The sequence below is a fragment of the Pseudarthrobacter sp. NIBRBAC000502770 genome, from assembly GCF_006517815.1.
In the GTDB taxonomy this organism is placed as follows: domain Bacteria; phylum Actinomycetota; class Actinomycetes; order Actinomycetales; family Micrococcaceae; genus Arthrobacter; species Arthrobacter niigatensis.
Map to the genome: position 1 here is coordinate 740,644 of NZ_CP041198.1, position 12,271 is coordinate 752,914.

11 protein-coding genes are annotated in these 12,271 nt (G+C 69.0%); 6 read left to right on the forward strand and 5 right to left on the reverse strand.

The annotated features are described in order from the left end of the window. The first annotated feature begins 6 nt into the window (after nt 1-6). The 6 genes from NIBR502770_RS03765 to NIBR502770_RS03790 all read left to right on the forward strand — a co-directional run bounded on the left by NIBR502770_RS03765 (nt 7) and on the right by NIBR502770_RS03790 (nt 4,643). Complete coding sequence (locus tag NIBR502770_RS03765; RefSeq protein WP_141181072.1) at nt 7-765, forward strand: prolipoprotein diacylglyceryl transferase; 759 nt, start codon at nt 7-9, stop codon at nt 763-765. After that, nucleotides 762-1,100, forward strand: a complete 339-nt coding sequence (locus NIBR502770_RS03770) for a hypothetical protein (RefSeq protein WP_141181073.1) — start codon at nt 762-764, stop codon at nt 1,098-1,100. The genes NIBR502770_RS03765 and NIBR502770_RS03770 overlap by 4 nt, the downstream gene beginning before the upstream one ends. Nucleotides 1,101-1,102: 2 nt before the next feature. Next, the gene (locus NIBR502770_RS03775) at nt 1,103-1,471 is read left to right on the forward strand and encodes a hypothetical protein (protein ID WP_246857388.1); all 369 of its coding nucleotides are present in this window, start codon (nt 1,103-1,105) and stop codon (nt 1,469-1,471) included. An 18-nt stretch (nt 1,472-1,489) separates the two neighbouring features. Continuing rightward, the gene (locus NIBR502770_RS03780) at nt 1,490-3,076 is read left to right on the forward strand and encodes a radical SAM protein (RefSeq protein WP_141181074.1); all 1,587 of its coding nucleotides are present in this window, start codon (nt 1,490-1,492) and stop codon (nt 3,074-3,076) included. Nucleotides 3,077-3,085: 9 nt separating this feature from the next. After that, nucleotides 3,086-3,460: a hypothetical protein gene (locus tag NIBR502770_RS03785; RefSeq protein ID WP_141181075.1), complete on the forward strand. Its 375-nt coding sequence runs from the start codon at nt 3,086-3,088 to the stop codon at nt 3,458-3,460. A 91-nt stretch (nt 3,461-3,551) separates the two neighbouring features. Beyond that, nucleotides 3,552-4,643: a hypothetical protein gene (locus NIBR502770_RS03790; RefSeq protein WP_141181076.1), complete on the forward strand. Its 1,092-nt coding sequence runs from the start codon at nt 3,552-3,554 to the stop codon at nt 4,641-4,643. A 55-nt stretch (nt 4,644-4,698) separates the two neighbouring features. Here NIBR502770_RS03790 and NIBR502770_RS03795 read toward each other — a convergent pair whose 3' ends face one another. From NIBR502770_RS03795 to NIBR502770_RS03815, 5 genes are all read right to left on the reverse strand, one after another. Next, nucleotides 4,699-6,156, reverse strand: a complete 1,458-nt coding sequence (locus NIBR502770_RS03795; protein WP_141181077.1) for a benzaldehyde dehydrogenase — start codon at nt 6,154-6,156, stop codon at nt 4,699-4,701. Between the two features lie 145 nt (nt 6,157-6,301). Beyond that, nucleotides 6,302-6,931: a hypothetical protein gene (locus tag NIBR502770_RS03800; RefSeq protein ID WP_141161111.1), complete on the reverse strand. Its 630-nt coding sequence runs from the start codon at nt 6,929-6,931 to the stop codon at nt 6,302-6,304. A 147-nt stretch (nt 6,932-7,078) separates the two neighbouring features. Beyond that, nucleotides 7,079-8,638, reverse strand: coding sequence for an FAD-dependent oxidoreductase (locus NIBR502770_RS03805; RefSeq protein ID WP_141181078.1), 1,560 nt, complete (start codon nt 8,636-8,638; stop codon nt 7,079-7,081). Next, the gene (locus tag NIBR502770_RS03810; protein ID WP_141181079.1) at nt 8,635-10,845 is read right to left on the reverse strand and encodes a molybdopterin oxidoreductase family protein; all 2,211 of its coding nucleotides are present in this window, start codon (nt 10,843-10,845) and stop codon (nt 8,635-8,637) included. Before NIBR502770_RS03810 ends, NIBR502770_RS03805 begins: the two co-directional genes overlap by 4 nt. A 1-nt stretch (nt 10,846) precedes the next feature. After that, nucleotides 10,847-12,268: an MFS transporter gene (locus NIBR502770_RS03815; RefSeq protein ID WP_141181080.1), complete on the reverse strand. Its 1,422-nt coding sequence runs from the start codon at nt 12,266-12,268 to the stop codon at nt 10,847-10,849. Nucleotides 12,269-12,271: the final 3 nt, after the last annotated feature.

Genomic DNA, 12,271 nt, shown 5'->3' on the forward strand with positions numbered 1-12,271 from the left:
CTGCCCATGATTGGGCTTCCCCTGGCGGGAAATGCGCTGGTGCATGCCGGCATGGTGGGGCTGGGCATCGGTGCAGCCCTCTTGTTCTACGCCTTTGAGAAGCGCCGCCGTGGCCTCACCGACCCCCGCTTGTGGCCCATCGCCGGTTTCGCCGTGGCGTTTGGCGCCATCGGGTCGCGGGTCCTCACGTGGGACATCTCGCGGCAGGTTTCCCTGGCCGACTGGTGGGGCAACGGAGACAGGAGCATCCTTGCCGGCCTGGTGGGTGCCTGGTTCGGCGTCCACCTTGGCAAGCGCCTCACCGGTTACAAGGAGTCCACGGGAGACCTGCTGGCGCCTGCCGTGGCCCTTGCAATGGTTATCGGGCGCGTGGGCTGCCTGCTCACCGAACTCCCGGGCACCCCGACCGGCGGTGCCTGGGGGATTGTCCTCACCCCTGCCCAGGCTGCGTTGGCCGGCGCACCGGCGGGAGTGGCCCTCCATCCCTCCTTCGCCTACGAGATCGCCTTCCACCTGGGCGCCTTCGCCCTGATGTGGCGCTACCGGGACGCCCTGCCCCATCCCGGTGACCTCTTCATTTGTTTCGTCAGCGCCTATGCCGTCTTCAGGTTCTTCGTCGAGTTCGTCCGCGGAAACGAGGTCCTCTGGCTTGGCCTGAGCCGGCCCCAACTGTTCCTGCTGGCGGTCCTTCCGTTGCTGGCCTGGCGCGTCCGGCGCGTGTTCCGGAAGCCGGTCCGCGCCGAACTGGAAGGAACCGTGGCATGAGCGAAGAAACCCCCGGTGGGCAGCCTCCTCTTCCGCCGCCGGACAACCAACCACGGGGTGGGTCCCTGGGTTTGGGGGCCCTGGTTGGCGCCGTGGTTCTATACGCGGTTTATGTGCTCGGAACGATGGCCCAAGGGCCTTATGCCTGGTCTGTGGCCTTCCTCGCCGTGCCCGCCGCCTTCATTCCCATCGTCCTGTACCTCGCAGTGGCGATCGTGCTCGCAGTACGGCGCCGGACGTCCCTTTGGGGGGCGGGGCTGCTGATCGGCCTGGGCGCTTTTGTCCTGCTCGGCGGGGGCCTCTGCATCAGCTTCCTTGTCCAGGTCCGGGCTTGAAAATGGACAACTACTGGGAGGAGCCGCCGCCACCGGCGGAGGAGCCCCCACCGCCCGGGCATCGGGAACCGCGGCGTGGCTACCTGGGGGCCGGAACCGTCTTCGGCGCCCTGGCGCTGTACATCCTGTACCTGTGGGCAACAATCGGCATCGGAGCACCAACCATCAGTCCACCGGTGGCATGGGGAAACAGCATCTTCGCCGGCCCCGCCGCATTCGTCCCCATCGCCGTGTACCTGGGAGTGGCAATTGTCCTTGCCGTCAGTCACCGCACTGCGTTGACCGGGGCGGGGATGCTGCTTGGGCTGGGCATCTTCCTGTTGCTCGGCGGGGGACTGTGCGTGGGTGTCCTTGCACAGGCCCGAATCTGAGAAGAGGAGCACTGATCAATGAGGTCGAGAGAGCTGCCAGGGCCAGGCCAGCCGCTGCGGGGTGACCGGATCCACCGGTACGTCACGGCGTTCTGCCCCCGTTGCCACGAAACCAACCCTCCACTCAGCGAGGTCCGCCGGCTGTCCGGGGCGCTGCTGATCCGCGACGGGCGGGTGTGGCTTGAACGCGGCTGCCCGGACCACGGATTGGTCCGCACGCTCTACGACGAGTCCCCGGAGATCCTCAGCTACCTGGAGAAATGGCAGGCCCCCACCAAGCAGCACGTTCCTGACCGGGCAGGCAATTTCCGTCCCATCCCCGAGGCGTATGCCTACGGGCTTCCCGCCATGCAGACCCAGCACACCTGCATCCTGCTCCAGGACATCATCGAGCACTGCAACCTGAAGTGCCCCACCTGCTTCACCGCCTCCGGACCGCAACTGCAGGGCGTGGCTCCGCTGGAGGAGGTGCTGGCCAATATCGATACCCGCCTGGCACGCGAGAACGACCGCCTCGATGTGCTGATGTTGTCCGGCGGTGAACCAACGCTGTACCCGTACCTGGCGGAACTGCTGGACGAACTCATGGCCCGGCCGATCGTGCGGATCATGGTGAACAGCAACGGCATGCTGATTGCCACTGACGATGAACTGCTTGCCCTGTTGGCGCGGCACCGTGACCGCGTGGAGGTGTACCTCCAATACGACGGCTCTTCCAGGGAGGCCTCAATCCACCACCGGGGCGGCGACCTGACCCGCTACAAGGACGCGGCCATCTCCCGGCTGTCCGCGGCCGGGATCTTCACAACCCTGACCATGACGGCATCCCTGGGCGTCAATGACAGTGAGATCGGTGACGTGGTGATGCGTGCGCTGGAGACCCCGTTCGTGGGCGGCGTTGCGCTGCAGCCCGTGTTTGGTTCCGGGCGCGGGCACGGCATCGATCCCCTGGACCGGCTCACGCACACAGGCGTCCTGGACAGGCTTGAGTCACAGACCGGGGGCGTGGTCTCGTGGCACGACCTCACGGCACTGCCGTGCTCCCATCCACACTGCGCATCGGTGGGCTACATGCTCAAGGATGACGCCGGCACCTGGCGTTCCCTGGCGGCTCTCATCGGCCACGACCAATTGCTGGCGTGGCTCGAACTCAATCCTGACAGCATCGCCAACAGGATTGCTGACAGCGCCATTCCGCTGGAACTGCGGAACCTGATGAAAACCTCGCTGCTGGACCTGCTGAGTGAGCAGTCGTCCCTGTCGCACCCACGGACCATGGATCTTTGGAAGAACATCTGCACTCAGTGCGATCTTGGCATCGGAACGCTGACCACCCTGGCCGCCGGCAAGCTGCCCGGCCAGCAGCAGCGCCTGCGCCGGCTCCTCGCCGAGCGGGTCACCAGGATCATGGTCAAGCCCTTCATGGACATGTCCACCATGATCGAGGAACGGCTCACGCAGTGCTGCGTCCACGTCGGCACCAAGGGCGACGACGGGGAGCACCAGTGCGCGCCCTTCTGCGCCGTCCAGGCATGGCCGGCGCTGGCGCAGCAGCGGATGAGCACGGCGACCGGAGTCCGGCTGCTCCCCGTGCGCCAGGCCTAGGGAGGATCCATGGACCAGGCCTCTGATGCCCGGCGCATTGCCGGCGGACCCCAGCCGTCCCAACTGGTGCGCAGGCACGCCGCAGCACACTCCACCCCGCAAGGTCCGGGCACCGCCGCACCCACCGGCCAGGCACCCTACGATCCGCTCCGGCTATGCATCTTTGCCACCATTGCGCTGCTGGGGTGGCTGGCCGGTCCCGTCGCGCTCGTCGCCTTTGCCGCCCTCGGATTCGCCGGCTACTGGAAGGCAAGACGGCGGGGCCTGGCACGGTCCAAATGCTTCCTGCGCGACACGCGGCTCGTGCTCGCCTATCTGGGCGTCCTCCTGGCGGCGGGTCTCTACGGAACCTATCTCGTGGCGGGACGGCTCTTCGGCGTCTGACTGTGTATGCCGCACCCCGCCGTCGGCACCGTTCCCTGGTCCGGTACTTTGGACCCTTGGGGCCGGCGGCGTGCACCGCCACACTGATGCCATGGTTGCTGTGCAGATATTGGTGGGCCGGCTCAGACGGCTCAGAATCGCGGTCGCGGTTGCTGTGCTCGGGCTGGTCCTCGCTTCCTGTGCCGGACCGTCCACCCCGAACAACCCGACCCAGGGGCCGTCCCCTGAACCAGGCAAGGGCAGCCCGGCCTGCAACCTCATCACCCCGGAGATCGCCGCGAAGGTGGATCCCGGGCTGGTGCCGATGGGCCAGAACAGCCAGCAGCGGCCCCCGGGAAGCAAGGCCTACCTGTGCACCTATTCGAACAAGTCGGCCGAGCGGGGCATGACCGGCCTTTCGGTTGCACTGACGTCCCCGGCCTTGGCCGGGGACATCGACAAAGCGAAGGCAACCTCCGACTGTTCACCCGTCATGGGCATCGGCGACTTCGCCTGCCTGCAGTGGACGGGGTACTTCCGCGGCGAGGCCGGCGGTGCCTCCGCGAACGTGGTCCTGACCGCCGTCCGGGGCAGCGAGGTCCTTGAAATGCCTTACGTCACCGGGCCGCCCATGAACGGAGGCATGGCGCCCGACGGCGACGCAATGGCCCGTACGCTGTCGCAGGCTGTTGTGGACGCCGGCTGGGGCAACGGAACAGAACTCAAAGTTCCGGCCGCTCCGCCGGTGGGTCCACCGGCCACAACCAACAATGCAGTCTGCGCCCTGCTCGATCCCGGCCAGGTCAAGCAGGCATTCGGGGCAACCACGGAGCCGCAGCTCCTGCCTGGTGAGGCCAGCTGCCGCTATACGTTTGCCACCCCTGGCACGCCGGGCCCGGACTCGATGGTCTTCTCGATCGAAGTCCTCAAGGCTGCGGGAACGGTACTGGGCATCCCGGGCAGGGGAGGCGAGGTGATTGATGGCATCGGCGACAGGGCAACGTTCTTCACGGGTACCGAACAGGCCGGTCCCAAGTCGCTGCGTCCGGCCGGAGATGTGCCCATTACCATCCTGTCCCTCCAAGTGGTCAGGGGACAGAACCTGGCCACTTTCACCGCGCAGGTCCTCATCTCCCCAACCGGGCCATCGGCGGCGCAAACGAAGGAACAACTCATCGGCCTGGTACGGGGCGTTGTGTTCTGACGCCGCCCAACGCGGGGGCGCCCGCATAGGGTGCAAGGACGCAGGAGGCCTGCTCCTAGAACGGGTATGGGGCAATGTCCGGCCGCATGGTGAGCCACTGGATCTCGGTGAAAGACTCCATGTTGGCGTGGTGGCCGCCGATCCGCGAGCCGTTGCCGGAGTTCTTCGTGCCGCCGAAGGGCGAGTTCGCCTCGTCCGAAACGGTTTGTTCGTTGATGTGGACCTTCCCGGAGTCCAGCCGGTCGGCGATGGTCATGGCCAGTCCGACGTCGCCCAGGATCCCGATCGAGAGGCCGTACTCATTATCGTTGGCCAGCGCCACGGCCTCATCCACGGTGGAGAACTTCATCACCGGGGCTACCGGGCCGAAGATTTCGTCCTTCCAGGCGGGGCTGCCGGTATCCAGGTCAACCAGCACTGCCGGCTGGTAGAACCGGCCATCGTGGGTGCCGCCGGCGGCCAGCCGGGCGCCGGCCCGCACCGCATCCTGGACGATCCCGTCCACCCGCTGCAGTTGCCGTTCGTCAATCACCGGCCCCAGTGCCACGGTGCCGCTCTTCGGATCGCCCACAGGCAGGTGGGCAGCCTTCTCCGACAGCGCGGCGACGTAGTCGTCGTAGATGTCCTCATGCACGATGTGGCGTCCGGCGGCCATGCAGATCTGGCCCTGGTGCATGAAGGAGCCGAACGCCGCCGCAGAGGCCGCCTTGGCCAGGTCGGCGCCCGGGAGCACAATGAGCGCGTTGTTGCCGCCGAGCTCAAGGTGGGCGCGCTTCAGCAGCCGCCCGGCCGTTTCACCGATCTTCCGGCCGGCCGCCGTCGAGCCTGTAAAAGCGATGACACGGACTTCGGGAGCTTCGACGACGGCGGCCCCGATGTCCGCGCCGCCGGGCAGCAGGGAAAGCAGGCCTTGCGGAAGGCCTGCCTCCTCGAAGATACGCATCAGGGTCACGCCGCCGCAGACCGCTGTCCGGGGGTCTGGCTTGAGCAGCACGCCGTTGCCGAGCGCCAGGGCAGGGGCCACGGCGCGGATGGAAAGGATCAAGGGGAAGTTGAACGGCGCGATGATGGAGACGACGCCTACCGGACGGCGACGGGCAAAGGACCAGCGGTTTTCGTTGGACGTGAGGACGTTCCCGGCAGGGAGCGAGGGCAGCGCCGAGGCGTCATAGCATTCGTTGGCTGCGATATGCGTTTCCAGCGCTGCCTTGGGCGGAATGCCGCCGGATTCGCGCACGATCCAGTCCTGGACCTCGGCTGCGTGCTCTTCCCAGAGCTGCCCGGCGCGGCGCAGCACCGCGGCCCGGTCCTCGGGGTTGCGGGCGGCCCATTCCTTTTGTGCCTTCGCGGCAGCGGATGCGGCTTCGCGGACGTCCGCGACGGACGCGATGCCGTAACTGCCCAGCTGCCCACCGGTAGCCGGCTCCATGCTGGTGCCGGTACCGCCGCCGCCCGCCCGCCAGCCGTTGAGGTAGATCTTGCCTTCCCAGAGGGCAGGGTCGAGCAGGGACATGGGTGGGTCCTTTCGTTTGTTCCGAACGGCAGGCGTCCGGCCCGGAGGACGGGCGCGGGCCAGTCCCGTCCATCACATGCTGTGCGGACGCCGCCGTCAAGAGCCAGTCGGCGGTTCCCGGGCCGCGGGGGCGCCCGGAGAATGCCTAGGCCGGGACTGACCGGGCTTTCCGGGGTTCCGAACCCGGCCGGGCCAGCCGTGCGGCCAACAGGTAGGCAAAGCCGCTGATCACCGGGACCACACCTGCCGCCGCAAGCGAGGCCGCAGGCCCTGACCGGGCCAGGAGCGTGATGACTAATGGCAACGCGCCCAATACCAGCAGCAGCCAGCCAGCTGCGCCGGTCCGCTTCAATCCCAGAACGGAGGCCGGGAAGGCCAAGGCGACAACGCCGACGGCCACCACCGGCCCGTTCGAGTCCTGGATGCTGCGGGCCGCCGCCGGATCGAGGGCGAACCACACGCAGACCGCGACGAGCAGCGCGGCCAGCGCCACCAGGAGGAGAGAAGCCCCGGCCGGCCGGAACCAGGCGAGGGCCGCAAGGACCACCATTGGAGCAAACCAGGACAGGACCGCCATTAGCCCCGCCATCCCGCCGGGCTGATCCAAGGCGTCGCCGCTGATGAAAGCCACGGCGGCCACGGTGAAGACAGTCATCAGTGCCGCGCCTATTTTCACCAGTGCACCGGCCCGGCGCTGCGGATCCTTCTCCCGGGCCAGGACCGCTCCGGCCACGGCGGCGGCCACCACGGCGGCGAGGGCCAGGATGATGGGCAAGGACGTCGGTGCCTCCTGCTGACAGTGGAATCCTGGGACCATTCAAGCCCTGTGGAATCCCGACGCCAAGGGGCCAAAGCCCCGCAGCTGCCAGGCCGCGGCCGCCTGGGGCCGCGGCCGTCGGGTTCCCTGGCCGAGTTTGCGAGGTTAGGGCAAGGCTGGGGAGAAGTGCTGTTCGATGAGCCCCTTGATGTCCTCATGGCAGCCGCCGCAGCCGGTGCCCGCGCGGGTGGACTTGGAAACGTCCGCCACGGTGGAGCAGCCGCCGGTTGCGGCGGCAGCGATGGCCGCCCCGCTGACCCCCGCGCACCGGCAGACGGTGCCCGCGGGATCGGCAGCCCCGCCCCCGGGCAGCTGGTCCGGTCCATCCAGGCGCAGGAGCAGTGACCGGTCGGCGGGAAGCTCGGCACCCCGCTCAAAAAGCCCCACGAGTTCGGCGGCGGTCCGGGGCATGCCCACCGCCACCAGGCCTTCCAGCACGCCGCCGCGGGTGGTCATCTTGACGTACCGGCCGTGCTCCGGATCCGCCCACTGGGCGATCTGCAGGCGCGGCCTGCCGTTGACCGCTCCGGCCGTGAGGGCTTCCTCGTCCCACGGTTCGGCGGCGTTGTCCCCGGCCACGGCCAGGTTCATGCCCCGGGCTTTCAGGACCACGACGCCGGGCTGTTCGGGAGCCAGCGCGGGGAGCACGTCGGCTTCCGCTTCCGCCCCTTCGGCCAACAGGGTGAGGTAACCTGCCAGCCATTCGGCCTGCCGCCATCCAGGACCCACCAGGCCGGAGGGACCCTTGGCGTTGCGGCAGGCTGCGCAGCGGGGATCCGGGCAGCGCACCTCTGCGCAGTCGCCAATGGCGAAGATATGCGGCTCGTGATGGGCCCGCAGCCGGTGGTCCACCAGGATCCCGGTGCCGGTGGACAGCCCGCACCCCTCGGCCAGCTCCGTCCGCGGACGGACGCCGCAGGAGATGACCAGGAGGTCGCCGTCGATCGCTGAGCCGTCGTCGAGCAGCAAAGCCGAGAACCCGCCGTCGGGCGCGTTGTGCTCAACGCCGGTGGACCGGGCGTTGCCGGCCACGCGGACGCCGCAGCGCCGCAGCCCCGCAGCCAGGACGGCCCCGCCGCCGCGGTCGATGCTGCGGCCCAGCGGGTGCGGGCCGTTGTGGACCACGGTGACCGTGGCGCCTTCCTCCGCGGCCGCCAGCGCCGTTTCCAAGCCGAGGACGCCGCCGCCCAGGACCACCACGCGCTTGCCGCCCGCCACGGCCTGCCGCAGCACTTCCGCGTCGCGCAGGTCGCGCAAGGCCGTGACGCCGGCAGGCAGCACGGGGGAGGAGGGGTCCGGATTGATGCCGGTGAGGTTGGGGATCACGGGCCGGGATCCGGTGGCAAACACCAGCCGGTCGTAGTGCACGGACGCGCCGTCGGACAGAGCCACCTGCTGCCGTGCCCGGTCCACGCGCCTAACCCGGACGCCCAGCCGGACGTCCACGCCCTCCGCAACCAGCTCGGCGCTGTCGGCGAGGGCGAGGGCGTCAGCGGTGGTCCGGCCCACGCCCAGGTCGGCCACCAGGACGCGGTTGTAGGCGGCCTCCGCTTCCTGGCCCACCACCGTGAGCCTGGCGTGTCCGCTGCGCACGGCGGGCAGGAGCTCGTCCACCAGCCGGGCGGCCACGGGGCCGAATCCCACAATGACAATCTGCTCGCTCATGAGGCCTCCGTCGTTTGCAGCATGCGGGCGGATTCGGGTGCGGCCACGGGCCGGACCCATACGGTGTTGAACTTGAACTCGGGCATCCCGGAGACCGGATCTGTCGCGGCTTCCGTCAGCCGGTTGGCGCTTTCGGCCCCGGGAAAGTGGAAGGGCAGGAAGACCGTCTCGGGGCGGATGGCGGTGCTGAGCTCCGCCCGGCACACCACCTCTCCGCGCCCGTTGGACACCGACACCAGCGTTCCGGCGCCGATGCCCATGGCGTCGGCCGCCCCGGGGTGGAGCTGCATCCTAGCCTCGGGCTGCGCGGCGGCCAGCTCGGGGACCCGGCGGGTCTGGGCCCCGGATTGGTAGTGCTCCAGGAGGCGGCCGGTGATGAGGGTCATGGCTGTGCCGGCGGGTTCCGTTGCGTGCCCGGCGGCTTCAGCTGCGGGAGTACGACGGCGGCGCGGCGCCACCGGGACCATGACCGCCTTGCCGTCGGGGTGCGCGAAGCCGTCCCTGAACAGGCGGGGCGTTCCGGTGCCGCCCGCAGGGTAGGGCCAGTAGGCGGCCTCGCCGCGGTCCAGCATGGCGTAGTCGATGCCGGAGTAGTCGGCCAGGCCGCCCGCGGAAGCCAGGCGGAGCTCCTCGAAGACAGTTTCCGGGTCCTCGCTGTAGGTGGAGGGGGCGTCCAGGCGCTCGGCCAGGCGGGCCATGATCCAGAGCTCGCTGCGGGCGCCGGCGGGAGGGGAGATGGCGCGGCGGCGGCGCAGCACCCGGCCTTCCAGGTTGGTCAGGGTGCCTTCCTCCTCGGCCCACTGGAGGACTGGAAGAATGAGGTCTGCCTCCGCAGCGGTTTCCGACAGGAAGAAGTCGCACACCACCAGGAAGTCGAGGCTCCGCAGCCCCTTGATGACGGCGTTGGCGTCGGGTGCCGCCACCGCAATGTTGGAGGCGTGGACGAAAAGGCACCGGACGCCGTCGGGCTGGCCCAGTGATTTCAACAGCTGGACTGCGGGCAGGCCGGGCCCCGGGATTGTCTCCTCCGGAACGCCCCAGACTGCGGCGACGTGTGCGCGGGCGGCGGGGTCTGTGATCTTCCGGTAGCCGGGCAGCTGGTCCGCCTTCTGGCCATGCTCCCGGCCGCCCTGGCCATTGCCCTGGCCGGTGAGGGTGCCGTAGCCGCTGCGGGCGGAGCCGGGCAGGCCCAGCAGGAGGCTGAGGTTGATGGCCGCGGTGGCGGTGTCCGTGCCGTCCGCGTGCTGTTCCACGCCGCGGCCGGTGAGGATGTAGCTGCCGCCCGCGCGGGCACCGGCGGCGAGCAGGCGGGCGGTTTCGCGGATGAGGTCCGCCGGGACACCGGTGATGGACTGGACGCGTTCGGGCCAGAAGGCGTTTACGCTGCGGACCACGGCGTTGTAGCCCGAGGTGCGCTCCTGGATAAAGGCGGCATCCGCCAGGTTTTCGTGGATGACCACGTGGGAAAGGCCCAACAGGAGGGTGAGGTCGGTGCCCGGGAGGGGCTGCAGGTGGAGCCCGGCGCCGTCGGCCGTGAAGGCCGCGGTGGCGGAACGCCGCGGATCCACCACCACCAGGCCGCCGGCGTTGCGGGCCCCCTGCAGGTGCTGGACGAACGGCGGCATGGTCTCGGCGACGTTGGAGCCGAGCATCAGGATGGTGCTGGCGGTGTCCAGGGCTTCGAGCGGGAAGGGCAGGCCGCGGTCCACGCCGAAGGCGCGCATTCCCGCCGCGGCGGCTGAGGACATGCAGAACCTGCCGTTGTAGTCGATCCGGGAGGTGCCCAGGGCCAGCCGGGCGAACTTGCCCAGCATGTAGGCCTTTTCGTTGGTGAGGCCGCCGCCGCCGAAGACACCGACGGCGTCGGCACCGTACCGGGCGCGGGCGTCCTTCACTGCCGCGGCGGCGAGGTCCAGGGCCTGGTCCCAGCCGATGGGCCGGTGGACGCCGTCGACGCCTTTCAACAGGGGTTCGGTGATCCGGCCCGCGTGGTTCAGGAGGCTGGCCGAGGTCCAGCCCTTGCGGCACAGGCCGCCTCGGTTGGTGGGGAAATCCCGGCCGGCAACCTCCAGTGCGGGCGCGGGATCCGGTGCAGGCACGGGGCCCGGCCCCGGCTGTGCAGCCGGGGCCAGGTCCGCGGGGGACGTGAGCGTCATGGCGCACTGCAGGGCGCAGTAGGGGCAGTGCGTGGCGGCGCTTTTGGTCATGTTAGACGTGCCCCATCGCGTTCCGGCCGGCGTTGCGGATGTAGCAGGTCCAGCAGACCACCAGCATGAGGACATACGCACCGACGAATCCGTAGAAGGCCGGAGTGTAGGAGCCGCTGGCGGTGCTGGAGGCATTGAGCACCTGTGGGATCACGAAGCCGCCGTAGGCGCCGATCGCCGAGATCAGGCCGAGGGCGGAGGATGCGAGCCGCTGGGTGGCCACGGAGCTTGCACCCTGGCGCGCAGCCCGGCTGGACGTGGCGAAGATGACCGGGATCATCCGGTAGGTGGCGCCGTTGCCGAAGCCGCTGGCGGTGAACAGCATCAGGAAAAGGACCAGGAAGAGCAGGAAGTTCTTCAGCGGGAGGGTCCAGATCATGGTCAGCGTGATCACAGCCATGGAGGCGAAGGCGGCAACGGTCATCCGGGCGCCGCCCATCCGGTCCGCCATGCGTCCGCCGTAGGGGCGGGCCAGCGAACCCACCAAGGGGCCGAGGAAGGCCAGGGACAGGGCCACGGTCCCCACTCCGATGGAGGAGAACGCGGGGAAGTAGTCCTTGATGAGCTTGGGGAACACGCCGGCGAAGCCGATGAAGGAGCCGAAGGTGCCGATGTACAGCAGGGCCATGATCCACAGGTGCGGTTCCTTCAGCGCCGCGACCGAACCGGCTACGTCGCCTTTGGCGCTGGTGAGGTTGTTCATGTACTTGAAGGCGCCGAATGCTGCCAGCAGGATGAACGGGACCCACATCCAGCCGGCCATAGGCAGGTTGACGGTGCCGGCAGCGAGGAGGGTGATGACGATGGGAACGGCAAGCTGTGCGACGGCGGCGCCCAGGTTCCCGCCGGCGGCGTTCAGGCCCAGCGCCCAGCCTTTTTCCCGGGCCGGGTAGAAGAACGTGATGTTGGCCATGGAGCTGGCGAAGTTGCCGCCGCCGAAGCCGGCCAGGGCAGCCACCAGGAGCATGACGCCGAACGGCGTGCCCGGATTCGAGACGCAGAGGGCCAGCCCGGTGGAGGGGATCAGGAGCAGCAGGGCGGACACGATAGTCCAGTTGCGGCCGCCGAAGCGGGGGACCATGAACGTGTAGGGAATGCGGAGGGTGGCACCCACCAGGCTTGGCATGGAGATGAGCCAGAAGATTTCCGAGGTGGAGAAGGTAAAGCCTGCAGCGGGGAGTTGGACCACCACGATGGACCACAGCTGCCAGACGACGAAGCCGAGGAACTCGGCGAAGATTGACCAGTTCAGGTTGCGGCGGGCGATGGCCCGGCCTGCGGCCTCCCACTGCTCCTTGTTCTCGGCGTCCCAGTTGGCGATCCAGCGGCCGGGGCGGAATTCAAGGGCAGGGGCGTCAGTGGTGCGGGTAGGGCCGGGCTGTGCGCTGGCGGATACGGCATCAACGGTGCGGTCAACAGTCACGGG

Coding starts and splice junctions, on each gene's coding strand:
- NIBR502770_RS03765 (WP_141181072.1), top strand. CDS start 7: ATGATTGGGCTTCCCCTGGCGGGAAATGCGCTGGTGCATGCCGGCATG.
- NIBR502770_RS03770 (WP_141181073.1), top strand. CDS start 762: ATGAGCGAAGAAACCCCCGGTGGGCAGCCTCCTCTTCCGCCGCCGGAC.
- NIBR502770_RS03775 (WP_246857388.1), top strand. CDS start 1,103: ATGGACAACTACTGGGAGGAGCCGCCGCCACCGGCGGAGGAGCCCCCA.
- NIBR502770_RS03780 (WP_141181074.1), top strand. CDS start 1,490: ATGAGGTCGAGAGAGCTGCCAGGGCCAGGCCAGCCGCTGCGGGGTGAC.
- NIBR502770_RS03785 (WP_141181075.1), top strand. CDS start 3,086: ATGGACCAGGCCTCTGATGCCCGGCGCATTGCCGGCGGACCCCAGCCG.
- NIBR502770_RS03790 (WP_141181076.1), top strand. CDS start 3,552: ATGGTTGCTGTGCAGATATTGGTGGGCCGGCTCAGACGGCTCAGAATC.
- NIBR502770_RS03795 (WP_141181077.1), bottom strand. CDS start 6,156: ATGTCCCTGCTCGACCCTGCCCTCTGGGAAGGCAAGATCTACCTCAAC.
- NIBR502770_RS03805 (WP_141181078.1), bottom strand. CDS start 8,638: ATGAGCGAGCAGATTGTCATTGTGGGATTCGGCCCCGTGGCCGCCCGG.
- NIBR502770_RS03810 (WP_141181079.1), bottom strand. CDS start 10,845: ATGACCAAAAGCGCCGCCACGCACTGCCCCTACTGCGCCCTGCAGTGC.